26 protein-coding genes and 5 tRNA genes are annotated in these 23483 nt (G+C 50.9%); 12 read left to right on the top strand and 19 right to left on the bottom strand.

Annotation, left to right across the window (positions count from 1 at the left end; translation table 11 throughout):
• Positions 1–12: 12 nt before the first annotated feature.
• The 6 genes from RJ53_RS08490 to RJ53_RS08470 all read right to left on the bottom strand — a co-directional run bounded on the left by RJ53_RS08490 (position 13) and on the right by RJ53_RS08470 (position 5200).
• Positions 13–1041: a hypothetical protein gene (locus RJ53_RS08490; protein ID WP_211531193.1), complete on the bottom strand. Its 1029-nt coding sequence runs from the start codon at positions 1039–1041 to the stop codon at positions 13–15.
• A 224-nt stretch (positions 1042–1265) separates the two neighbouring features.
• A tRNA-Ile gene (locus RJ53_RS08485) sits at positions 1266–1339 on the bottom strand.
• A gap of 150 nt (positions 1340–1489) precedes the next feature.
• On the bottom strand, positions 1490–3685 hold the full coding sequence (katG, locus tag RJ53_RS08480) for a catalase/peroxidase HPI (protein ID WP_211531192.1): 2196 nt from the start codon (positions 3683–3685) through the stop codon (positions 1490–1492).
• Positions 3686–3912: 227 nt separating this feature from the next.
• Positions 3913–4743: a methionyl-tRNA formyltransferase gene (locus RJ53_RS08475; protein ID WP_246496056.1), complete on the bottom strand. Its 831-nt coding sequence runs from the start codon at positions 4741–4743 to the stop codon at positions 3913–3915.
• Positions 4640–4990, bottom strand: coding sequence for a hypothetical protein (locus RJ53_RS11705; protein WP_246496058.1), 351 nt, complete (start codon positions 4988–4990; stop codon positions 4640–4642). The genes RJ53_RS08475 and RJ53_RS11705 overlap by 104 nt, the downstream gene beginning before the upstream one ends.
• A gap of 137 nt (positions 4991–5127) precedes the next feature.
• Positions 5128–5200, bottom strand: a tRNA-His gene (locus tag RJ53_RS08470).
• A 177-nt stretch (positions 5201–5377) separates the two neighbouring features.
• Here RJ53_RS08470 and infB point away from each other — a divergent pair.
• On the top strand, positions 5378–7153 hold the full coding sequence (gene infB, locus RJ53_RS08465; RefSeq protein WP_211531190.1) for a translation initiation factor IF-2: 1776 nt from the start codon (positions 5378–5380) through the stop codon (positions 7151–7153).
• Positions 7154–7221: 68 nt separating this feature from the next.
• Positions 7222–7623 (top strand): 30S ribosomal protein S6e, encoded by a 402-nt coding sequence (locus RJ53_RS08460; RefSeq protein WP_211531189.1) that lies wholly within the window; start codon positions 7222–7224, stop codon positions 7621–7623.
• Positions 7624–7656: 33 nt separating this feature from the next.
• Here the strand turns inward: RJ53_RS08460 and RJ53_RS08455 are convergent, their stop codons facing one another.
• The 4 genes from RJ53_RS08455 to hypB all read right to left on the bottom strand — a co-directional run bounded on the left by RJ53_RS08455 (position 7657) and on the right by hypB (position 9812).
• The gene (locus tag RJ53_RS08455; RefSeq protein WP_211531188.1) at positions 7657–8136 is read right to left on the bottom strand and encodes a DUF2240 family protein; all 480 of its coding nucleotides are present in this window, start codon (positions 8134–8136) and stop codon (positions 7657–7659) included.
• Positions 8133–8462, bottom strand: coding sequence for a hypothetical protein (locus RJ53_RS08450; protein WP_211531187.1), 330 nt, complete (start codon positions 8460–8462; stop codon positions 8133–8135). The genes RJ53_RS08455 and RJ53_RS08450 overlap by 4 nt, the downstream gene beginning before the upstream one ends.
• A gap of 214 nt (positions 8463–8676) precedes the next feature.
• Entirely contained in the window at positions 8677–9054 is a 378-nt protein-coding gene (locus tag RJ53_RS08445; protein WP_211531186.1) for a 30S ribosomal protein S8e, read from the bottom strand.
• Between the two features lie 110 nt (positions 9055–9164).
• Positions 9165–9812: a hydrogenase nickel incorporation protein HypB gene (gene hypB / locus RJ53_RS08440; protein ID WP_211531185.1), complete on the bottom strand. Its 648-nt coding sequence runs from the start codon at positions 9810–9812 to the stop codon at positions 9165–9167.
• A gap of 50 nt (positions 9813–9862) precedes the next feature.
• Between hypB and RJ53_RS08435 the strand changes: the two genes are divergently transcribed.
• The 6 genes from RJ53_RS08435 (at position 9863) to RJ53_RS08410 (ending at position 12994) form a co-directional block, all read left to right on the top strand.
• Complete coding sequence (locus tag RJ53_RS08435) at positions 9863–10138, top strand: signal recognition particle subunit SRP19/SEC65 family protein (RefSeq protein WP_211531184.1); 276 nt, start codon at positions 9863–9865, stop codon at positions 10136–10138.
• Entirely contained in the window at positions 10135–10788 is a 654-nt protein-coding gene (locus tag RJ53_RS08430; RefSeq protein ID WP_211531183.1) for a histidinol phosphate phosphatase domain-containing protein, read from the top strand. The genes RJ53_RS08435 and RJ53_RS08430 overlap by 4 nt, the downstream gene beginning before the upstream one ends.
• 148 nt (positions 10789–10936) lie before the next feature.
• Complete coding sequence (locus RJ53_RS08425; protein ID WP_246496050.1) at positions 10937–11140, top strand: H/ACA ribonucleoprotein complex subunit GAR1; 204 nt, start codon at positions 10937–10939, stop codon at positions 11138–11140.
• The gene (locus RJ53_RS08420; protein WP_211531181.1) at positions 11128–12135 is read left to right on the top strand and encodes a transcription initiation factor IIB; all 1008 of its coding nucleotides are present in this window, start codon (positions 11128–11130) and stop codon (positions 12133–12135) included. The genes RJ53_RS08425 and RJ53_RS08420 overlap by 13 nt, the downstream gene beginning before the upstream one ends.
• 12 nt (positions 12136–12147) lie before the next feature.
• Positions 12148–12219: transfer RNA gene (locus RJ53_RS08415), tRNA-Ala, on the top strand.
• 49 nt (positions 12220–12268) lie between these two features.
• On the top strand, positions 12269–12994 hold the full coding sequence (locus tag RJ53_RS08410) for a metal-dependent hydrolase (RefSeq protein ID WP_211531180.1): 726 nt from the start codon (positions 12269–12271) through the stop codon (positions 12992–12994).
• Positions 12995–13036: 42 nt separating this feature from the next.
• Here the strand turns inward: RJ53_RS08410 and RJ53_RS08405 are convergent, their stop codons facing one another.
• The 4 genes from RJ53_RS08405 to iorA form a co-directional block, all read right to left on the bottom strand.
• Positions 13037–14149, bottom strand: a complete 1113-nt coding sequence (locus tag RJ53_RS08405; protein ID WP_211531179.1) for an RNA-guided endonuclease InsQ/TnpB family protein — start codon at positions 14147–14149, stop codon at positions 13037–13039.
• A gap of 181 nt (positions 14150–14330) precedes the next feature.
• Complete coding sequence (locus RJ53_RS08400; RefSeq protein ID WP_211531178.1) at positions 14331–14567, bottom strand: ChaB family protein; 237 nt, start codon at positions 14565–14567, stop codon at positions 14331–14333.
• 96 nt (positions 14568–14663) lie between these two features.
• Positions 14664–15248: an indolepyruvate oxidoreductase subunit beta gene (locus RJ53_RS08395; protein WP_211531177.1), complete on the bottom strand. Its 585-nt coding sequence runs from the start codon at positions 15246–15248 to the stop codon at positions 14664–14666.
• Positions 15245–17014 (bottom strand): indolepyruvate ferredoxin oxidoreductase subunit alpha, encoded by a 1770-nt coding sequence (iorA, locus tag RJ53_RS08390; protein ID WP_211531176.1) that lies wholly within the window; start codon positions 17012–17014, stop codon positions 15245–15247. Before iorA ends, RJ53_RS08395 begins: the two co-directional genes overlap by 4 nt.
• 125 nt (positions 17015–17139) lie before the next feature.
• On the opposite strand from iorA, the gene RJ53_RS08385 reads away from it, so the two are divergent.
• Positions 17140–17213: transfer RNA gene (locus tag RJ53_RS08385), tRNA-Ile, on the top strand.
• A 62-nt stretch (positions 17214–17275) separates the two neighbouring features.
• Positions 17276–17740 carry a hypothetical protein gene (locus RJ53_RS08380; protein ID WP_211531175.1) on the top strand — a complete coding sequence of 155 codons (465 nt, stop codon included), beginning with the start codon at positions 17276–17278 and terminating at the stop codon, positions 17738–17740.
• 7 nt (positions 17741–17747) lie between these two features.
• Here the strand turns inward: RJ53_RS08380 and RJ53_RS08375 are convergent, their stop codons facing one another.
• The 3 genes from RJ53_RS08375 to RJ53_RS08365 form a co-directional block, all read right to left on the bottom strand.
• Positions 17748–18284, bottom strand: coding sequence for a hypothetical protein (locus tag RJ53_RS08375; RefSeq protein WP_246496049.1), 537 nt, complete (start codon positions 18282–18284; stop codon positions 17748–17750).
• Positions 18285–18374: 90 nt separating this feature from the next.
• On the bottom strand, positions 18375–18878 hold the full coding sequence (locus tag RJ53_RS08370; protein WP_211531173.1) for an FKBP-type peptidyl-prolyl cis-trans isomerase: 504 nt from the start codon (positions 18876–18878) through the stop codon (positions 18375–18377).
• Between the two features lie 79 nt (positions 18879–18957).
• A complete protein-coding gene (locus RJ53_RS08365; protein WP_211531172.1) occupies positions 18958–19560 on the bottom strand; it encodes a superoxide dismutase in 603 nt (200 codons plus the stop codon).
• Between the two features lie 396 nt (positions 19561–19956).
• Here RJ53_RS08365 and RJ53_RS08360 point away from each other — a divergent pair, with 396 nt between their 5' ends.
• A complete protein-coding gene (locus RJ53_RS08360) occupies positions 19957–20655 on the top strand; it encodes an FkbM family methyltransferase (RefSeq protein WP_211531171.1) in 699 nt (232 codons plus the stop codon).
• Positions 20656–20853: 198 nt separating this feature from the next.
• The gene (locus RJ53_RS08355) at positions 20854–21513 is read left to right on the top strand and encodes a hypothetical protein (RefSeq protein ID WP_211531170.1); all 660 of its coding nucleotides are present in this window, start codon (positions 20854–20856) and stop codon (positions 21511–21513) included.
• A gap of 146 nt (positions 21514–21659) precedes the next feature.
• Here RJ53_RS08355 and RJ53_RS08350 read toward each other — a convergent pair.
• Together RJ53_RS08350 and serA are read right to left on the bottom strand one after the other, a co-directional pair.
• Positions 21660–21733 (bottom strand) — tRNA-Val (locus tag RJ53_RS08350).
• 73 nt (positions 21734–21806) lie between these two features.
• On the bottom strand, positions 21807–23405 hold the full coding sequence (gene serA, locus RJ53_RS08345) for a phosphoglycerate dehydrogenase (protein WP_211531169.1): 1599 nt from the start codon (positions 23403–23405) through the stop codon (positions 21807–21809).
• Positions 23406–23483 lie beyond the last annotated feature (78 nt).

Raw genomic sequence — 23483 nt, 5'->3', positions numbered from 1 at the left:
AACAATCGGTTGTTATGGGATAAATACATCTCCTTTATTATCTGCCTTCCAGCGGGTGATCACCTCTTCGACCATCTCCCGTGAGGCTTTATCAAAGAAGTCGATCACCGTGAGTACATCTTTCTGTGGTATATGGGGGGTGAGAAGGCGGTAGTCTCCCTGATATACCTCAACAGCAATTCCCCCACGTGTGGTGGCGACGAGGTGGGGTTCGCGTCTTACCGCGTGTTCTGCCATCGCCTGATAGCTTTCACGGATCTCCACGTCATCGATACCAAGATAGGCGTGGTTTACCTTGAGATTAAACGCCGTCCAGAAGGCGGCGGCGTACCAGGCATCATTCAGGATGATATGCGGGACTCCCAGGCGTGCTGCGACGATCCCAAGAGTGCCGGGGCCGCAACAGGCATCCACAAAGGTCTTTGGCTTCTTTGTGAAGACCTGCCGATCGACTGTGAGGATCTTCGGGTTTACCGGGCGTGGAAATTCAATATGCATCATTGATGTCTGTTTATAGATGACGATGGGGCCGACCTGGGTTGTGAATATATTCGCCCGGACATCGCACCCGGCAAGGAGGGTATGGGTATCCGGGAGTTCCATCGTATCTGGATCGGCTAATCCGGGGGTGATGTGGTTGTCAAGGACGACTCCCCTGACCTCAGGTATCTCAGCGACGATCCTCTCTGCTGTCTTTTCAGAGAAGAGGTCGGTCAGGAGGACAAGGGTTCGGGGTGGAAGGTACGGGGCTTCATTGAGGACCATTCCCGGATGGATGAGGGGGGTTCCAACCTCTTTCAGTGGTTCGGTTCCTGTAATCTCTCCCTCATCCTGTCCGATACGGTATATATGGGCAAATACATCATCGATGAATCGTTTCCCGCAGATACAGGGGGGTGGGGGGATGTATTCAGGTGGGGGGATCTTCTTGTCAAGCCGTCTTCCCCTGCATCGGGGGCAGGGGGCAAATATCGTCTCCATACTATTGATAATCTCGAATGCATCGGAGACGCAGTCATCACCACAGACCGGACACTTCATAAACGTCCCTTGTGGCGGAAGCTGATAAAGTATCAGCGTATGGATAGGGCGTTGTTCTGGTTGAGGAATTTTGATTTATTGCACGGTATAGGTTTATTTGTAGCAGGTCACTCTATGCGATGATGGTCATTCCTCTCTCTTGAATGGACATTATGGCGTTTCTTATGCGCGCCATAGCTGGCGTGGGCTGATTGGTGAATACTTCTGGAAGAAGAGATAAGAAATGGGCCTGATGCGATTCGAACGCATGACCGCCCGGTTATGAGCCGGGCGCTCTAACCAGCTAAGCTACAGGCCCTCTGGAAGGTGTGATACCGGTGATTACCGTATCGTAGCAATATCCATTGTTCTATGAACTAAAAAAGGTGTGGTTCGGTGATGGTTCCACCAGAGAGTGGGGTGTCTGCCACCACTCTCCGAATACCCATTATCCAATCATTTGAGGATATCAGGCAAGATCGAAGCGATCAAGATCCATAACCTTCGCCCATGCCGCCACAAAGTCCTGGATAAACTTCTTCTCTGCGTCGGCGCTTGCGTAGACCTCGGCAAGAGCCCGGAGCTGAGAATTTGAGCCGAAGATCAGATCGACACGTGTCCCGGTCCACTTCATATCTCCTGTCCTCCGATCGCGCCCTTCAAAGACGTCCGCGTTCTCAGGTACCGGTTTCCATTCAGTGCCCATATCAAGGAGATTTACAAAGAAGTCGTTGGTGAGTGTCTCCGGTCTTTTTGTGAATACCCCGTGCGGATTCTCTTTGAAGTTGGTGTTCAGCACACGCATGCCGCCAACGAGCACCGTCATCTCGGGGGCGGTCAGGGTCAGTAACTGCGCCCTGTCAACCAGCAACTCTTCAGCCGATACGGCATAGCGACTTTTCTGGTAGTTGCGGAACCCGTCCGCCTTCGGCTCCAGTACATCGAAGGAGTCCGCATCGGTCTGCTCCTCTGTTGCATCCATACGCCCCGGTGAGAAGGGTACACGTATGGTGTGGCCGGCATTCTTTGCAGCCTGCTCGACACCCGCACACCCGGCGAGAACGATCAGATCCGCCAGTGAGACCTTTATGCCGCCTTTCTGCTCCCTGTTGAACTCGCTTTGTATGCCCTCAAGGATCGTGAGTACCTTTGCCAGCCGATCAGGCTGGTTGACTTCCCAGTCCTTCTGCGGCGAAAGGCGGATGCGTGCACCGTTTGCACCTCCGCGCTTGTCGGAGCCACGGAAGGTAGAGGCAGATGCCCAGGTGGTCGATACCAGCTCAGAGACTGAGAGACCGGATGCCAGGATCTTCTCCTTCAGGGTGGCGATCTCCTCTGCACCGATCAGTTCATGATCGACGGCAGGGATGGGATCCTGCCAGATGAGCTCTTCCGCAGGGACTTCCGGGCCGAGGTAGCGTGAGCGCGGACCCATGTCACGGTGTGTCAGTTTGAACCATGCCCGGGCAAATGCGTCTGCGAACTGATCCGGATTCTCGAGGAATCGCCGGGCAATCTTTTCATACTCTGTGCCGAACTTCAGGGAAAGATCGGTCGTCAGCATGGTTGGCTGGTGACCTTTTGACGGGTCGTGGGCATCCGGAACTGTCCCGGCGCCTGCGTCGCCTTTTGGCTTCCACTGGTACGCACCTGCCGGGCTCTTTGTCAGCTCCCATTCGTGGTTGAAGAGGATTCGGAGGTAGTTGTTGCTCCACTTTGTTGGCGTGTTGGTCCAGGTGACTTCAAGCCCGCTGGAGATCGTGTCCCCGCCTTTGCCGGTGCCGAAACTGCTCTTCCAGCCGAGCCCCTGCTCCTCGATGGGTGCTGCTTCCGGCTCGGGCCCGACATGGGATGCGGGTCCGGCACCGTGGCATTTTCCGAAGCTGTGGCCGCCGGCGATGAGGGCAACCGTCTCTTCATCGTTCATGGCCATGCGGGCAAACGTATCGCGGATATCCTTCACCGCCGCAACCGGATCCGGGTTGCCGTTTGGACCCTCCGGATTGACATAGATTAACCCCATCTGCACGGCAGCGAGCGGATTTTCAAGGTCCCGATCGCCGGAGTAGCGTTTGTCATCCAGCCACTCGCTCTCGGAACCCCAGTAGACGTCCTCTTCCGGCTCCCAGGTATCCTCGCGGCCACCGGCGAAGCCGAAGGTTGCAAAACCCATCGATTCAAGGGCAACATTTCCCGCAAGGATCATGAGATCTGCCCATGAGATGCTTCTGCCATACTTTTGTTTGATCGGCCAGAGAAGCCGGCGTGCCTTGTCGAGGTTTACGTTGTCCGGCCAGCTGCTGAGGGGTGGGAAGCGTTGCTGGGCGCCTCCAGCACCGCCGCGGCCGTCACCAAGGCGGTACGTGCCTGCACTATGCCATGCCATGCGGATGAAGAAGGGACCGTAGTGGCCGAAGTCAGCCGGCCACCAGTCCTGCGAGTCGGTCATCAGCGCATGGAGATCTTTCTTTACCGCCGCAAGATCCAGTTTTTTGAACTCCTCAGCGTAATTAAACTCCTTGCCCATCGGATTTGACAGGGAAGAATGCTGGTGAAGAATCTTCAGGTTCAACTGGTTCGGCCACCAGTCATGGATGGATCTGCCTCTGCTGCTCGTGCCTTTATGTCCTTCCTTCTCTTCCGGGGGTCTGCTCTCGTCAGTCATACCATCATCTCCTATCGATGTCTGTTTTTATCGACTGTGGTTATATAATAGTTCCTCTGTGGGCCCGAGTGTCGATCTGAATCGTTCCGGGTATATCTTCCCGGATATTTTTTAAAAATGGATTTTCTCCATTTTACGAAGTGTGTACAAGTGATCTGATGATATGACCTGTCACTGAAGAATAATCGGTATGAATTCAGGGGCAATGGGTGGAACATACCGTCAGATTATGGAATGAGGGTGTCAAAGAAATGGTGTATTGTTTTCTTTATATCAAAATCAATGGTAAGATAAATAATCCCATCCCTGCCTGCAACACAATATCCCTCGGATTTTTGGAGTACCACTCCTTTATTCAAATTCGTTGTATCACAGATCCTGTATTCCCCGATTTTCCATCGTTGACCTGTATACAAACCTGTTGGTGGTGCAACAAGTTTCTTGCACTTTGCACAGCCTCTCATCAAATGCCAGATCCTCTGGATCTCCCAGTTTTCCCAGTCGATCATCCCCTTCTGCTCTTCTGGAAGGATGTATCTCGCCCGTATCGTTGGGCTTTCTGCAGGCTGCCGTATTCTCGGTGCATCTCCCCTCTCTATCGCATCGATTGCCTGTAACAGGAGTGGTACCCCGATCTTTTCGACTATCTCATGTTGCAGGTCCTGCCCGTTGCTGCCAGGGGGTATCTCAAAACTCTCCTGATAAATAATATCTCCGGTGTCCTCTCCTTCGTCAATGAAATAAATGGTGATGCCTCCTCTCTTCTCCATGGTATAATACATCCAGAAGATAGGATCTGGTCCCCGATATGAAGGTAATAATGAAGGATGGATGTTAATGGCTCCATATGGTGGGATGGATATGATCTCTGCCCTCAGCAGGTGTGACATTGAATAGATGATGATGAGATCCGGATCTATTGATCGTACCCATTCCCTGAGAGACTCCTGGTTATTATCCAGATAAAAATAGGGGATGGCATTTTCCTGACAGAGTGATGCGAGTGTACGGGTACCTGGTTTGAGAGTTGAAATGATATTTTGGATGCTCCGTTTCAATCCTGAGGGGGGGATCCGGGGGGAATCCTCCACAATTCCCGTAATATGGTGGCGAGATTGCAATAATGCATGGACTGGCGGAGGTATACCTTGCGTAATTATTATGATATTCATTCAGATCTCTTCCGGATATGATTATTACATCCATTCCCAGAATGGTGGCAATTGCCGTTATATTTAAATTTATATATTTGTATTCATGTTGAATGTAATATGATATAATATTTATCTTGATGGTGTATGTCATCAGGAATAGCAAAATTACGTTACTCTTTTATAGAGTTTTGAATCAATCCCGCCGGCTTTTTATTGATCGAGGTGTGGATCCACTTATGTCATGCAATCAATCTGAAGGCGAAATTTATCGAGGAAAAAGGAGATTCAGGCCAGGGCCGGGACTCGAACCCGGGTCAAAGGATCCACAGTCCTATAGGATGTCCAGCTACCCTACCCTAGCATAAATGCCCACTTATATTGCCGGTTCAAGCTCTTTAAATTAACGGAATGAGTCTTAGGATCATCTTCCCCTCTCCGCTTCTTCTCCTCGAAAGAATATAATACTCCGAATGCGTTATAGAGTATCACTTTTCGGGATTAATCAGGTAATCCCGGCTTTTCAGGAGGGGTATCAGATATGGCAAAGAACAACATCAGAACGCCGATCGTGTGTGTCCTCGGGCATGTAGATCATGGTAAAACGTCACTCCTTGATAAGATCCGCGGCTCACAGGTCGTAAATACAGAGGCAGGTGCCATTACCCAGCATATCGGAGCGACACTGATACCGATTGACGCAATACGAAAGATGAGCGGGTTGACCGGAAAGACCGAGATCACGATCCCGGGCCTTCTCTTCATTGATACCCCCGGCCACCGCGCCTTCACCACTCTCCGCGCACGCGGGGGTGCCCTGGCGGAGATTGCAATTCTGGTCATCGATATTAATGAGGGTTTTAAACAACAGACACAGGAGGCTCTTCAGATCCTTCGGAACTGTAAGACACCTTTTGTCATAGCTGCAACCAAGGTGGATCGTATCCCCGGATGGCGTGTTCACCCGGATGAACCGTTCCAGAAGACGTATGCGAAACAGAATGAGCGTGTCCAGGGAATCCTTGAAACCCGGCTTTATGAGATTGTCGGAGAGCTCTCTGATCTTGGCTTCAACTCCGAACGCTATGACCGTGTTCGTGACTTTGCACGGAACATCGCAATCGTTCCATCATCCGGGATCACTGGTGAAGGTATCCCTGATCTCCTGATGGTGATGATCGGCCTTGCCGAGCGGTACCTGACCGAATCACTGAAGATAACGGCGGATGGCCCCGGCCAGGGGACTGTCCTTGAGGTGAAGGAGGAACGTGGCCTTGGGATGACCCTTGATCTCATCCTGTATGATGGAACCCTCTCGGTCGGGGATGAGATCGGTGTTGCCGGTGCATCGGGATGTATCGTTACAAAAGTACGTTCTGTCCTGAAGGCACGCCCCATGAAGGAGATGCTTATTGAAGATCGCTTCGAACGGGTGAAGTCAGTCACAGCCGCGGCGGGTATCAAACTCGCCGCACCCAACCTTGACGAGGTCATCTCCGGTTCTCCGCTCCGTGTCATCAAAGGGAATCGCGATGAGGTGATTGACGCGATCAATGCGGAGATGCAGGCGGTCAATGTTAAACTCTCAAACCTTGGTATCAGCATCAAGGCAGATACCATTGGTGCGCTTGAGGCCCTCTCAAAAGAGCTTGAGGCCAAGGAGATCGAGATTATGCGTGCAGATGTCGGACCGGTCAGCCGCCATGACATCATTGAGCTTGAGACGATGCGCGAGCCGCTCCATAAGGTCATCATCTGTTTTGCAACTGATATTCTGCCCGATGTCGAGGAGATGCTCAAACATCCACGGTATGCTGATATCAAAGTATTCTCTGGTAATATCATCTACCGGGTGATCGATGACTACATCGAGTGGCGGGATGAGGAGATACGCAGGCGTGAGGCGCAACAGTTTGAAGCGATCATCATGCCTGCCAAGATACAGCTCCTTCCAAACTGCATCTTCCGTCAGAGCGATCCGGCAGTTGTTGGTGTTCGTATTCTGGGGGGTCTCCTCAGGCCGAAGGTTCATCTTATGAGCCTGGATGGCCGCTCGGTCGGGACGGTCAAGATGATGCAGGATAAAGGCGAGACCGTGACTGAGGCGACTGAAGGGATGGAGATCGCCGTATCGATTGAGGGGCCGACGGTTGGGAGGCAGATTCATGTCGGTGATACGCTCTATGTTGAAATTCCCGAGCGGCATGTGAAGGTTCTCGAGCGGGAGATGCTCTCTCATATTAACGTCAGCTCCCAGGAGGCACTCTCAGAGTACGCGCTGATCAGGAGGAGGGATAATCCCTTCTGGGGTAAGTAGTATTAACCGGGACGCTCAAACAATATGGGTACTTCGGCTTCGGAAAGAACGAGGAGTTGTTTCGATACATGGTAGACTTTAAAATTGTTATATCAGATCCAGAGACCGGCCGTTCCTACAATACGGTAGCAAGTGGCGGTGCAGCTGGTGCATTTATCGGAAAGTCGATCTCACACCAGATCGACGCTGGTGTCATCGGGCTTGACGGATATCGCATTGAGATTACAGGCGGGAGTGACAGGACCGGTATCCCTGCACGGAGAGGTCTTCCGGGATCCGCACGGCGTCATCTCCTCCTGACAGGTGGAAACGGGTTCAACCCAACGAAGCGCGGCGAGCGGCGGAGAAAGACTGTTCGGGGATCTGAGATCACATCTGACTTTGTACAGATCAATGTCAAGGTCGTTGAGACCGGCAAGACTCCTCTTGCAGAAATCTTCGCTCCAAAAGAAGAAGCAAAGGCTGAATAAGCCCTATCTTTTTTTCAGTCGGCCTCCCTCAATTCAGTCCGGCTTTTTGTCGCCTTGTTGAACAAGGCTCTTCATCAGTTCGTCGCGATAGGTTCCGGCATCGACCTGATACCGGCGTGCAAGGATCATCACTGCCGCTTCCGGCAGGAGCCGGTCGTCAAAGTGATCATGGGTGATCATATTCATTTCAGCATAGATTGCCCGTTGATCTGTTCCTGCCTTCCCGGCGATCTCAGAGACGAGCCGCTCGATCGGATCTTCCTTCTTCAGAACGGCGGTGGATGGCTTAAATCCAAGAGGTATCTCAACTTCTGCGAGATCGAAACCGGGTATATAGACCCCTTCCTGCAGGTTGATCAGCCCTGCATCACGTGCCCGTTCGAGAAGGAGGGTCGCCTCTTCTTTATTCATCCATTTTCGGTCGATTGCGATATAATAGATGAACTCAACCTTCTGAAGCCTGTTTTTTCTGAGATGTTTAAATGCGGCAGCTACAATGGTTTTGAGACTCACGAGAGGGCACCCTTCAACAGATTCTTGACATCCAGTGCATCGATTTCACCATCCCTCCCCTGGTGGATAATGAATCCCTCCACACGGCTTCCGAGATCATCGATCCTGAGGAGGAATGTATACTCCGCCGTCGGATATCTGCCTTCACCTTTAAGAAGGGTGTCGTTGATCCGAAGGATGAAATCGGCGCGTTCACTGATCTCATCGATAAATTCTGAATCTGTGCTTACCTTTTCAAAACCAGTCTTATCACAGGCTATCTCAACATGGATCTCGCGTTTAAAGAGTCCCCTGTCGGTTCTGAAATTCGTCTGCTTTCCGTCCATTCTACAGATGGATCTCACCGCTTGTGAAAAGGGAACACTATGTTCAAAGACAATATCACAGCGGTTTGGGAACTGGTATGAGACTCGACGCATATTACTCGTATATGGGATGATATGGGACTAAAACTCTATCCCCTGATCGTCCCATGTACCTGTCCTGGAGGTCTCTTCCGTACCTCCGGCACAGCGTGGCGGAATAAAAAAAAGGTATGGATTATTCGATCAGGACAGCGTTTACGACGCCATCCTGACTGGGGCGGGAAACTATCCGTGCGCTCCCGATCTCCGTCTTAATAATCGCCCCTTTTGTCAGCATCTTACGGCGGACATAGTTAGGGTTTGCGGTATTTGACTCGACGTTCTGGATAGCGACTTTCTTCGTCATCCCTGTCTTTGAATCCGAAACTGATGCAAACCCACAGCGGAGTGCGCGAACTTTTGTGTTTCCTCCGCGTGTCCGGATAATACGGTTCCGGGTATCTCCCATAACGGTCTCAGCCGGGGATCTGCCGATCTCAAAACGCTTTTTGCCGCAGGAGGGGTGGTACCGTCCGCCTGATGGCTTTCTGATTGATCTTCCTTGCCAGAGCATTGATGTTCCTCATGATGGATAGTATCTCGTCTTTGGGTATCCCCAAGTAGAGTTCTCTATATTTCACTTTGAGATGTATTTAAGGTTGGGTCTCGCATCCGGATCTGCCATCATGCAAGGATCGCATCCAGTAGTTCCTCTGATCCCTCTCCAGTCTTCAGATTTGTCCGGAATATGGGCATCATGGGGTTATACCTCCTGATATCCGCCTCCATTCTGTCGAGATCCGATCCGATGAGAGGGGCAAGATCTACTTTGTTGATGACGGCAATGTCACCACTGCGAAACATCATCGGGTGTTTGTTGACGACATCATCCCCTTCGGTCGAACTGATGACGATGATCCTCTTCTCTGCACCGAGCTGAAAATCAGTCGGGCAGACCATATTGCCGACATTTTCTATAAAAAGAATATCGATATCATCAAGTGGCAGATGATGCAGCCCATGTTCAACGAGATGGGCATCGAGGTGGCATTCTTTTCCGGTATTAGCGTTATAGGCGGGTATTCCTGTCCTGACGATCCGCTGAAAATCATCGTCGCCATAGACATCGCCTGCGATGGCTCCTCCCCGGATCCCACGCGCGGAGAGGATTGGAATCATCTTCTCGATCAGCGCGGTCTTGCCGGATCCAATTGCGCCGAGCAGATCAAACGCCCGTACGCCATGCGCCTTGAGGTGGCGGGCATTTGCTTCAGCAAGACGGGTATTTCCCTCGAAGATATCCTTCTCCATGTGAAGATCGATCTGATGCATATACCTAATTGGCGGGATCTGTTTATAGGTTCATCGCGAATGTAATAGGTATGGGAACTGAGCGGATCCTGTACCCCTGCTACTTTAATGGCACACTCACCCGTGCTGAAGGGAGGCGTATTCCAAAGTCGCTTGCTCTGAAGTCTCCAAAGATCCAGGATATTGAACGTACTGCACGCAGGATCGGGATCTCCGATGTTGTCATCGAGCCGAACTCTCATCCTGCGCACTGGTCTCATCGTGAGGGGCGGCTTCGTATCTCGTGGGACGGAAGCAAGGAGTCGCTCATCAGAAAGATCACAAAGAATCTTCCGGAGAAGCAATGACCGGCATGTACGATTATCACTGCCACACGACACTCTCGGATGGCAGCATGCTTCCGATTGAACTGATCCGGCGGATGTCCGTTCTTGGTTACAGATCCGTTGCCATCTCCGATCATGTCGATGCGACGAATCTTGAGGTGGTGATCGGGGCCGTTTCCAGGCTCAAGCGCTCTGCCTCTCTCTTTGATGTCGATCTCCTCTGCGGCGTTGAGATAACCCATGTTCCTCCTGAAGAGATTCCCGGTATAGCACGAGAGGCAAGAGAGCTCGGTGCCGAGGTTGTTCTGGTTCATGGTGAGACGGTCGTTGAGCCGGTAGCTGAAGGTACAAATGCTGCCGCAGTCTCGTCTCCCGATGTCGATATCCTTGCCCATCCCGGCTTTCTCTCACATGCTGATGCGATAATTGCAGCAGAGAATGGGGTATTTCTTGAGATAACCTCCCGAAACGGTCATAATCGGATGAATGGGCATGTACTCGGAATGGCACGTGAGACCGGATGTGGCCTTGTTATACAGTCGGATGCACATGATCCGCGTGATCTGCTGGATCGTGATGCAAAATGGCTCGTGGGCCGTGGCGCAGGAATGACTGAAGCAGAGGTTGAAAAGGCAATGCAATATAAAATGGACTCTGTCAACAGGTTCTAGTGCTTTTATACTTTTTCAAAATCTTTAAATAGTGTTGGGGACTCATATATAGTTATATAAAGTTTCCGAAATGATTCTGGAATCTCATGATTGAGGGTTTGTTTTGAAATTTGCTGGTCGAATACTTAGTATTTGCGGTCGCCGTCTGATGGTTGCCCGTTGTGATGCAGGCCAACTGCCACCGTTGTACTGTGATCTGGTAGACAGCCGCATGAAGCCGGTCGGGCAGATCGTTGATCTCTTCGGAAATATTGCCTCCCCATATGCAACAATCGTCTGTAAAACAGATTGCCGTCTTCAGGAAGGCGAGAAGCTCTATGTGAGGGAGAAGGTGAAGATATGCAGGAAATAGAGAAGTTAAAACAGCTTAAATCAGAACGTGAAGCGATGAAACTCCGCCAGAAGGCGGTGGTCCAGGAGAAGCAGAAGCAGGAGGAGCATATCCAGACTGTCTGTCCCGAGTGCAAAAGCCGACAGCTTATCCATGACTATGAGAGAGCCGAACTCGTCTGCCAGAGCTGTGGTCTGGTTCTTGATGACGATTTCATCGATCGTGGTCCTGAGTGGCGTGCGTTTGACCACGACCAGAGGATGAAGCGGTCGCGTGTTGGTGCGCCGATGACCTTCACCATTCATGACAAAGGTCTCTCGACGATGATCGACTGGAGAAATCGTGACAGTTATGGTCGTGCCATCTCATCGAAGAACCGTGCCCAGCTGTATCGTCTCCGGAAATGGCAGCGACGTATCCGTGTCTCCAACGCGACCGAGAGGAATCTTGCCTTCGCCCTCTCCGAACTTGACAGGATGGCGTCGGCACTTGGTCTTCCAAGAAACGTCCGTGAGACGGCCGCTGTCGTCTACCGTGATGCCGTTGATAAGAATCTCATTCGTGGGAGATCCATCGAAGGGGTCGCCGCTGCCGCACTCTATGCGGCCTGTCGTCAGTGCAGTGTACCACGAACCCTCGATGAGATCGCAGAGGTGTCGCGTGTCTCACGCAAAGAGATCGGCAGGACATACAGGTTTATCTCCCGGGAACTCGGGCTGAAGCTTCTCCCAACCTCGCCAATCGACTATGTTCCCCGTTTCTGCTCGGGACTGACCCTTAAAGGTGAGGTGCAGAGCCGGGCTGTCGAGATCCTCCGGCAGGCCGGTGAGCGGGAACTGACGAGCGGCCGTGGGCCGACCGGTGTTGCAGCAGCTGCAATCTACATCAGCTCGATCCTCTCAGGCGAACGCCGGACCCAGCGTGAGGTTGCCGAGGTTGCGGGTGTCACCGAGGTCACAATCCGGAACAGATATAAGGAACTGGCAGAGAAATTAGATATTGAGATTATTCTCTAATTCTTTTTCTAAGGGCTCGTAGATCAGGGGTAGATCGCAACGTTCGCAACGTTGAGGCCGCGGGTTCAAATCCCGCCGGGTCCATCGAAATAATATATATTATTCTGAATTAAATATTTCTCCACGGTGTCTGATGTACTTTTTCTTCCATCTCCTTGTGGGTGTCGCAACAGCTCTCTTCATTTCCGAGTGCTTCCGTTCCAGGAGATGGTTTTTCCCGGTTGCCTTCGGTTCTATTCTTCCGGATCTCATCGATAAGCCGCTTGGGCATATTATCCTGGCGGAGTCATTCGGCTATGGCAGATTGATAGGCCATTCACTCCTTGGTATCTGTATCGCTCTTGCTGTCGGATATCTCATCTACCGCTTTCGGGGATCGGTGGCGGGATATGGTGTCGCCGCCGGAATGTTCGTTCACCAGATCCTTGATTCGATGTGGATAAACAGAGAGGTCTGGTTCTATCCTCTCTATGGTCCTTTCCCCCAGGGCCAGTATACCAGTTACTTCATCAATTCCTTCTGGCGTGAACTGACCTCGCCACAGGAGTGGCTATCCATCTCTCTGCTTGTTCTCTTTACGATCATCTTCTATGCAAAGCCCCTCTCGGAACGCTTCGGCCTGAATATCCATCTCCCCGATCTCCAGTATCTCTTCCTGACAGGTGCCGGTGTCATATCTTTAGGGTTTGGCATTTTTCTCCTCCTTCACCTGCGGGATATCTCATCAAACATTCTCTACCCGCTTGTCAGGGGTGGAGATCCGCTGATCGGTACCGCAGCACTCATCTGGTGCGGTCTTGTCTTTCTGTATGTCGGGTGGAAGAGATCCCTTGATTCGGATCCTGTTCAGATTTTTTGAAAAAAGATGATGTATTGGTTTACGGCCTCTCTCCCTTCGAAGTCAACTACCCACGGCTAAAGCCGTGGGCTTACCCTTCCATCTTCCTGAGCGCTTTGGTTCAGGACGGAGTGCGATAGGCTGGTTGACATCAGCCCTTGATGCAATGTTTTTTGCGGCATTGATATCCGCGTTATCCGTATGTCCACATTTGATACAGAAGAAGTCAGACTGGGTTTTCCGGTTTTCCCTGCTCGTATATCCACAATGGGAACATTGTTGGGATGTATAGTGGGGATCAACGAGGTAGACCGGGATACCAGCCATATGTGCTTTATATCGGATGTACATTGCTATCTCATAAAACGCCCATTTACCGATTGCCGCTGCTAATGCCTTATAACCGGGTGTCCGATCACGGATACCTGTCAGATCTTCCAACGCGATACCGGAGTGTGTGCCTTTGGCTTCAGCGACGATCTGTTTGCTGATACAGTGGTTTGTATCATTCTTGAATCGGCGTTCTTTTCCACTGAGTTTTTTGAGATGTTTTTTTGCGTCCCATGTACCAACGGATTGAAGATCCGCTTTAATACGGGTGTATCTCTTTCTGGATTCAGTACATTTCTGCCCGGAGAAGGTTTCACCTGTCGATGTTGTTGCGATATTGGCGATACCGAGATCGACTCCGATGATCTCCTCAGGCTCAATCTGTGGTTCTTCAGGTACGTCTACCACGATCAGGAGATAGAACTGGTTCTTGATGAGGGCGAGATCAGCCTGACCCTTTACCCGTTTAAGATCGAGAGGTTGGTATCTGCCGTATGACATCGATACCATCTCTCTTCCTTCAAGTGTCAGGATAGAACAGGTATCAAGAGTCTTTATGGTCAGGATACGTTGATCATAGATGACTGCTCCATGAGGTTTAAACTCATGGTAACAGGATCGATCTGCAAGATAACTTTCAGATACCTTACCTACTAAACGGACTACCATTTGAGATGATAGGTTGAATGTACCGCGAATATCGTAGTACAGGTTCTTTTGAAGTTCGACTTTGTTAAAGATCCTGTTTCTCCACGCGAATTCAGAAACGTAGTTGCATGCTTCGTTGAAACGCTCCATTGTACGAAGTAGTTTCTGGTGTTGATCCTCGGTTGGATGGAGTTTCATTTTCACCGTTAGAAGCACTATATAGATCTATGTGTTCTATTTATTTAATGATATCTATGGCAGCATTCATCCCACGACTGAAGTCGTGGGCTTCCTGCCTGTTAGATCGTGAACAGGTGGGTATTGTAACTTGCGGGGGTGAGGGGGTGGCGCAGGAAACCCCTTACTTCAGGGGGGTGGTTCACTCGCTTTTTTTCTTCCAGTTACCGGTTTCTTCGTCTTTTTCATATTTGTTTTTTACAGCAGCCCAGGCGACCCGGTGTGCTGTTTCTTCATGAGATGCATCATCCCGCCTTTTTTCGGGATTGCGGTATTCTTCCCATGCGTTGTTAAAAGCCGCCATATATATCTCCTGAGCATGATCGGGGAGATTATCTTTTACAGCACTTGGTAAATCATCAGTTTTTTTGTATGGCACTGTTCATCAACTCCTCAGTACCTACCCTGGCACAAATTTATATATAATTTTTGTGTAAAAAAGCACGTATCTTCTTTTATATTTTTAAAAAAGTGTTTATATAGATTTTACGGCCTCTCTCCCCTCGAGGAAGGCATGTTCATTGATTGGTATGGTCTTCTGGGGGACGCACCGTCTGACCCCTTCAATAAGGGATTCAACCCTGAGGGGGATTGTGTGGGATGCGGCACCGAGAAGTGCGATATTTGCTGCAAGAGGGCTTCCTGCTGCGGTGGCGATGGCGGTTGCATCAACGATGGCTGTATGTTCGCCATCGAGCATGGTGGAGATATCATCGATGGTCGGCACTGGCTGGCCTGAGCTGAAGGCGGATGTCGGGAGGACCAGCTGATTGTTGACGATCATCATCCCGCCTTCCTTCAGGTAATGACGATACCTGACCGCCTCGAGGAGGTCAAAGGCGATGAGAAGGTCTGCTGTGCCCGGTATGATGAGTGGGCCAAACTCACCGTCGATACGTATCTGGCTCTCAACAGATCCCCCGCGCTGTGCCATTCCGTGGGTCTCAGCACCCTTCACGCTCCGTCCTTCGATGAGGCATGCCTCTCCGAGGACGTTTGATGCAAGGATCGTTCCCTGGCCGCCGATGCCGACGATCATGACGTCAAAACTCTTCTTCATCGCTTCACCTCCCTTCTGATGGCACCGGCAGGACAGATATCGGCGCAGACGGCACAGCCTGTACAGAGATCATTGATCCGTGCCACTTCATCGTGGAACTCGATGGCGGGGCATCCGTATTTTATACAGAGTCTGCAGCCTGTGCAGGTATCTGCCTCGACCATGTACTTGTGCCGTTTCCACCCCGCCCGCCGGGCGACGATGACACAGGGCTGACGGGCGATGATCACCCGGACGCCCTTCTCCTCTTTTGCCCTCTTCATGGTGTCGAGGAGGAGGGAGAGATCATAGGGGTCCACCGTCTCAACGAATGTCACGCCACAGGAGCGGCAGAGTGCCTCAAGGGATACTGCCGGGCTCTCTGTGCCGGATGCCGTGAGGCAGGTGTTCGGATTGGGCTGGTGGCCGGTCATCGCCGTGATCCTGTTGTCGAGGATGACGACGACGATATCGGCTCCATTGTAGACCGCATTGATAAGGCCGTTTATCCCGGTATGGAGGAAGGTCGAGTCGCCGATTGTACAGACGACATCCCGTTCCTCACCACTTCTGTTGATACCGCTTGCAACAGTGATGGATGCGCCCATGCAGATGGTGGTATCGACTGCACCGAGCTGGAGACCGAGCGTATAGCATCCTATATCGCTTGGGAAGATCCCGTCCTTGAAGACCTTCTTCATCGAGTAGAAGGTGGAGCGGTGCATACAGCCAGCGCAGAGGATGGGTGGCCGGACCGGAAGGTTTCCGGCCGGACTGACTGTCGGAAACGGATGAGCGGTGATGTACCCTGCGGCAAGGAGTGCATCAGCAATGATGGATGGTGAGAACTCGCCTTCATGGGGGAGATACCCGTTCTTCTTGCCATAGATCACCTGACCGCAGGCGACCTCCCTGACAGCACCTTCGATGATCGGCATCATCTCTTCGATGACAAGTATCTCTGTATGCCGGGAGACGAACGCTGCAAGCCACTCTTCATCGATCGGGTATGCCCCGATCGTCGCTATAGAGATATCATCCGGGAGGATCTCACGGATGTATTCTGCGCTGATCCCGCCTGCGATGACGGCTTTTTCTCCCCGGACGACCGCAGTGTTGAAGCCATACTCAATGAGCCTCTTCCTGATACCCGGCTGTTTCTGATTCAGCTCTTTGTGAAGGATCCTGGTGTGGGCGGGGATGACGACATACTGTTTAGGATTGCGCTGAAAGGTTCCTTTCCGGTGCCCGGTCGCTCTCTCTCCAAGCTCAATATCCCCTTTGCTATGGCAGATGCGGGTCGTCGGCCGGATCATAACCGGAAGTCCGAACTCTTCGGAGAGGTCAAAAGCCCGGATGATCCCGTCATGTGCATCCTGGATGCTCGCCGGATCGATGCATGGTATCTTTGCGAATGCTGCATACATCCGTGAGTCCTGTTCGTTCTGGGAACTGTGGGCAAATGGATCGTCTGCTGCAAGGAGCACCATTCCGCCGGTGACGCCAGTATAACTGCTCGTCATCAGGGGGTCTGCTGCAACATTCACGCCTACATGTTTCATCGTTACAAGAGCGCGGCATCCGCACCAGGCGGCTGCAAGCGCGTTTTCATATGCAACCTTCTCATTTACCGACCATTCAAGGTGGCATCCCGGTTCCGGGACCGTTCTGAGTGTGTCGATCACTTCAGATGATGGTGTTCCCGGATACCCGCTGATAAAATCGACGCCCGCTTCCCTGCATGCGTGTGCGATTGCAACATTTCCGAGGAGATATCTCTTTTCCATGGCTCACTCCGGCTTATCTGTATATCAACTCTCGTCTTCTGACCATAAATAACGGATGTTACAAAAAGGATTTCCAATTCACAATCTATAAATGTAGCGAGTGCCTATCTATTTAGGTAACATCAGGGCCCGTAGCATAGCCCGGTGGTGCGCTCGGCTGATAACCGAGAGGTCATGCGTTCGAATCGCATCGGGCCCACTTTCCTTTTTCTTTCAGACAAGATTCATATCGCTTATATCCTCTGACCATAAAGTATCAGTATGGACTCTCGGCAGAGTATACTGATTGTTGTCGGGGCTATCGCCTGCATCGGAGCTGCATTATTCATTGAAATCTACTATGCTCTCATCATTTTGGTCATCGTTGGAGCATTGTATATGACCCTCTGGATTATGCAGGATGCTGCATATATTCCCCAGGTCTCCTGTTCACTCTCTGAGGACGCAAAGACAATAATCGTGAAAAATACCGGAACCGCACCTGCACGTCGGATTCATGTCTCACTGGTTCCACTTGATATCGAGTTTGATATAAAAGAGCTGCAGCCTGAGGAGACGGAGACGTTTACCCTTGAGAAGATGGTTCGTGAGGCAAAAGCAGTTGTTCGTTTCTCCTCTGTTGATAGCGATAATGTTGTTGAGCAGTCGTACCCCCTCTCCAGCCTGAGTGGCGGGGTCTATGAACCGTTGAAGCCCACGTTCCCCCTCTTCAGCTGGAAAAAATAAAGGGGAATTACTTTTTTTCATCCAGGATAAAAGCGATCGTCATCTCGAGCGAATGTATCAGCTCTTCTTCAAGGTTCGCATAGTCGTGGAGCGCGCGGTAGAGCATATATATGACACCGGGACCATAGAAATCGATCGCTTCATCTGCGGTCAGGGGGTTGAGATAACTGTCGATGATAAACCCGTCATCTGAGAACATCAGCTCGGCGATTAACCCTTTCTCTGTGAGGACGCAGAATTGCTTGTCAACCTTCCGGGTCATGTCATCGGGTCTGATTGTCACGGGCTCCTCTGCACGTCCGATGATGATCATCTTCTCATCATAATGGATGGTGTCGTAGAGCTCTCCCTTCCCATCTTTCTTGGTCTTCTGAAGAAACTGCTGCCCAAGCGATCCGATGAGAGGGGTGGTAAGCGCGACCATCCGTGACAACAGGCCTCCAAGGTCTGATCTGATCGCCTCATCCAGCTCATCTATTTTTCCATTGTATTCTTCAATCGTCTCAGTGAGACGAACAAATCCATCTTCAATTATCTGATCCATTTTCATTCCTCCTGATAGTACCATGAACGCAGAAGCTGATGGCTCTTATCATTCACGATCAGATAAAATGTTCCTCTATAGAAAAAATGTTCAGAGGATCTGAACGAGGGTGATCTCAAATGTCAGATCTTCCCCTGCAAGATGGTGATTCAGATCAAGGATGACTGCAGTCTCGTTGACTGATGTCACGATACCATGGGCGATCATACCATTCTCCATCGGGACCTGTACCCCCGTTCCAACCTCCGCAAGCTCATCCGGGAAATACTCACGATCGATGGTTAAGAGGCGGTCATCCCGGTGCTGGCCATATGCTTCGTCGGCAGGGATCGTTACCGTCTTCGTCTCATCGACTGCCATCCCGGGTACGGCGTTATTAAATCCCGGGATGACTTCTCCTGCCCCGATGGTAAACTCAAGTGGCTCTCTACTGATGGAACTGTCAAATATGGTGCCATCAGCGAGGGTTCCTGTGTAATGGACCCTGACCGTATCACCCTCTTCTGCAACCGTTCCTCCGACACAACCCGCGGTGCTGAGGAATACGGCAAGCAGGATGAGGATGTATCCTACTGCTTTTGTGGTATTATTCATCGAAAGAGTGTTGTATCCGGTGGTTAAAGTGTTTCCCAAGTACTGAAAAAGGAATTGCTCAATCAAAAGGAGAGGGGGTTCAGAATCTCTTGTTCACCTCATCCCAGTTGACGATATTCCAGAATGCCTGGATGAATGCCCCGCGGTCGTTTTTGTAGTCAATATAGTATGCATGTTCAAAGAGATCGAGTACGAGGAGTATCGGGCAGGCTGGGAAAACATTCGTGTTATGCTTCTCGATCTGCATGATCTGTAGCTTGTGTGTCAGCGGGCATTTGGTCAGGGCGGCCCATCCGGATCCCTCCACACTCGCTGCGGCGAGGGTAAACTCTTTTTTGAAACGGTCGAAACTACCGAAGTCTGCCTGTATCCGCTCTCCAACAGCACCTTTCGGCTCACCGCCCCCGCCCGAGCCTGCTGGTGCAAGGCCGGTCCAGAAGAGCGAGTGCAGATAATGTCCACCGAAGTTCCATGAGAGATCCTTGAGGATGGCTTTCATATTGGGATCTGCTCCCTGTTTCCGGGCATCCTCAAGTGCGGTCAGGTTAGCGTTTGCACCATTCACATACGCCATATGATGTTTGTCATGGTGTATGCTGAGCTGCTCCTCTGAGATATGTGGTGCAAGCTCTCCAGCCCCATATGGTAGTGGGGGAAGTGAGTATCGGGTCTTCTCTTCCATTCTCTATCACTCCTGTCTGTGTTCACACCGGGGTGTGGATGATCAGGAGCAGGTATTGCCTGCTCCGATGATCCTTTCTCCCTCTTCATGGTTCTTGAATGTATCTGATCGGGATGATGATTGGTATTCAAAATCGGGTCCTCTGAGGATATGTATGTGGATGATGTGGCAGATATAATTTTATGTATTGTATATTATATTGTATGAACTATTATAATATCATATGTTGACTATAGCGTTTTCTATGACAATAATAATACAATCTGAGATCGAAACAGAATATCATACTGTACCATCATCCCTCAGGATTTCCGGAAAGTGCTCTCTTCTGCATATATGAAGGTCTGCTCCGGGAATGATGGGGATGAGTGTACCCTGATGAGCGGGAGACCTGATATGAGTCTGATACGGGATGCACATACGATTTATAAATATAATGACTTTGTCGATCTCTTCCTTGGTGTCTGCCGGTATGTGTCACGCAACGGGCATTCGGAGATGGGTATTGCCTCTGCACATGGCCTTCTGACAGAACATGGTGATCGTGTTGTGATCGTCGGCGGGGGCGATGGTGCAACTGCCCTCACCGCCGCGAAAAAGGTCGGCAGGACCGGTTTGGTGACGATCTATGAGGGTGGCGATCGTGCTGTCCGCCAGATGGAAGAGCGACTGGCTATCGAGGGCGTTGCCGCCATCTGTAGCGTACATCATGCCATCGTCGGCCCGAATATCGATGTCTATGGGGGGGATGCTGCTAATGCAGTCACCGTTGATCCGAAGGATCTTCCTGACTGCGATATCCTTGAACTCGATTGTGAAGGCTCAGAGATAGATATCCTGCGCTCGCTCCGGATCCGTCCACGGGTTATAATTGTGGAGATCCATCCATTCCTCTTCCCTGATGATCCATGCTGGGTGCTGGATCGGCTTGCCGCACTTGGTTATCGGATTATATATCGGAGCGGCCATGATGGTATCCAGCTTGATGATCAGGATCTCCGAAAGCTTCTCACCCGATCACGGGACTGCGGGGTAATATATCTGAAGAACGGAGCACGCTCACCCGGAGTCGTTGCGGCTGTACGGGACGAGTAGATCGGGTATCCTGATGATGAGGGCGGAGTCCCCAGGAACTGCTCCCTCAGGTTGTGTATCTTCCTCTATGCTATGGTTCTTCAAAAGGGCTAATTTGAGGGGTTATTTATCTCTGCTTGGAGATTGCTGCACCTGATAATATTATATTATTAATAAAAAACAAATAAATTTATAATGGTGTAAGTATACGTATACTCTATGAAGAGGTTGATGATTGTTCTCATAGCTGGATGTATCCTGCTGATGGCGGTTTGTGTGGCCGGGTGTCTGGATAATATACCTGGATCAACCGTCCCATCTGATTCGAAATCCGAATTGACACCCGAAACAACACTTGAGGGTACTGCGGGATCAATACCTGAGAGTACGGTTGAACCGACACCTGTGGGTACTCCTGCTCCTGATGACTCGTCTGAAGAGGTGCCTGTTTCCTCTTCGGATCCTCGCATAGAGGAGTACCGATCTGTTTTACAGGAGGCACGGACATTATATGAAAAATTTTATTCTGCACGATTTACTGTTCCAAGAGACTGGGCAGTTGATGACGACCGAAGGCTGAGTGCAGATAATGAGGTCCGAAGATCTTTACGAACCGTTAATACATTCAGCTCCGAAATTTCAGATCTGGATAATACATTTAATAATCTCAATCTGCCAGGCGATTGCCGTCACTCAAGAGTGATGTTTCAGAATGGGATTGCCGAATATCGACTGGCTGCTCTCTCTCTTGAACGTTCATATGATCTGTACCTTGACAAGGGATCGTACAAAGCTGTTCAGGTTCTTATCTACGAAGCTGAACTTCATATGGACAAGGGCCTTGAGTACTTTGAACAGGCGCACGATACCCTGCCATAGACGCAACAACCTATTTTTCCGGGCTCTGGCACCCCTTGGAACGATATTGTTCATGGGATCCGGCATACATCATTTTTACTTATAAACCGCCGATCCAAAGAGGGGAAGATGACGTTCATAAGAATAATCGTCAGAAAAGAAGAAGATGGGCCCGCTGAGATTCGAACTCAGGACCTCCGCCATGTCAAGGCGACGTCATAACCAGCTAGACCACGAGCCCCGTGTCTTCGGCCTTACAATGTTGTCGTTTGCAGTATAAAAGGATTGTTTTTTTGCCCTTCACGGGCATCGGTTCAGAGGGTTGCAAATGTTGCCGATATGATACCGGGGACGCTCCGCATCTCCTCCATCACGGCATCCGGAACTTCTGAGTCGACATTTAAGACCATGATCGCTTCATCGCCAGCTTTCACCCGGCCGACCTGCATTCCGCCGATATTGATATTGTTTCTTCCAAGGACTGTTGCCGTTGGCCCGATGACGCCCGGTTTATCGATATGGTGGGAGATGACGATTGATCCCGCAGGGATGAGATCCATTGTAAATTCGCCGATAGCAACGATCCGGACACGATTCTTTCCAAAGACCGAGCCGCTGATCGTCTCTTCGCCCTTTGTGGTCCTGATGGTGAGGCTGATGAGATTCTTGAATCCATGCGACTCTTCGGTCGTCGTCTCTGCCACCGCGATTCCGCGCTCGCGTGCGACGAACTCGGCATTGACGATGTTGATCGGCATCTGAAGGATTGGATCGAGGATCCCTTTGATCGCCATACGGGTCACCATCTTAAGATTCTGGCGCATATCAATGAGATCTCCTGCATAGGTAACCTCAACCTTTGTGATCGCGCCATCAACCACCTGTGAGGCGAGACGCCCCATCTTCTCTGCAAGGCGTGCATATGGCTCGATCGTCTCCTGAAGCTCAGGCGGGATCATCGGTGCATTGACGACATACTTCGCCGCACCGCCCTTGAGGACATCGATGCACTGGTGGGCGATGGACTCTGCCACATTCTTCTGCGCCTCAACAGTACTTGCACCAAGATGCGGGGTGACGATGACATTATCAAGGTCAAAGAGCGGCGAGTTTGTTGGAGGCTCCTCCTCAAAGACATCAATCGCTGCACCGGCAACTTTCCCACTGGCGACTGCAGCAGCGAGGGCATTCTCATCGATGATACCGCCGCGTGCGCAGTTGATGATCCGCACACCATCTTTCATTGTCGCAATCGAGTCAGTATTGATCAGGTGCGTCGTCTCTTTGATGAGTGGTGTATGGACGGTGATGACATCGGCAACCTTGAAGAGATCCTCCACCGTCATCATCTCGACGCCGAACTGCGCCCCCCGCTCGGGGGTGATGAAGGGATCATAGGCGACGACACGCATGTTGAATGACTGGGCGCGCTTGGCAACTTCCCTACCGATACGGCCAAATCCGACGACACCAAGTGTCTTCTCATTCATCTCAACGCCGATGAACCTTGATCGCTTCCATTCACCCTTCTTCAGTGATACATTGGCAGACGGGATCCTCCGTGCGAGGGAGAGCATCATCGCCATCGTATGCTCGGTTGCGGCAAGGGTGTTCCCCTCAGGTGCGTTTGCGACGATGATTCCCTTACGGGTTGCAGCGTCGGTATCGATATTGTCAACACCTGCACCCGCCCGGCCGATATATTTCATCTTCGACGCGGCCTCGATCACCCGTGCCGTGACCTCGGTCCCGGATCTGACGATGAGTGCGTCATATTCTCCGATGATTGCAACCAGTTCATCCTCGGAGAGACCGATCTTTTCATCAACAGTGCAGAACTGTCGTAATATCTCAATGCCTTCCTCAGCCAGCGGATCGCTGACAAGTACGTTATAGTTCACGAAAAACCCCATACGTATATAATCATAGCAGGTAATCATGGTTTTTCTTCGTCTTCTGCTAATCGGGATTCTTCACCCTGTTTTATGTAT

Source organism: Methanocalculus chunghsingensis (assembly GCF_018132105.1).
In the GTDB taxonomy this organism is placed as follows: Archaea; Halobacteriota; Methanomicrobia; order Methanomicrobiales; family Methanocorpusculaceae; genus Methanocalculus; species Methanocalculus chunghsingensis.
This window is presented reverse-complemented; position numbering and strand designations above follow the sequence as displayed.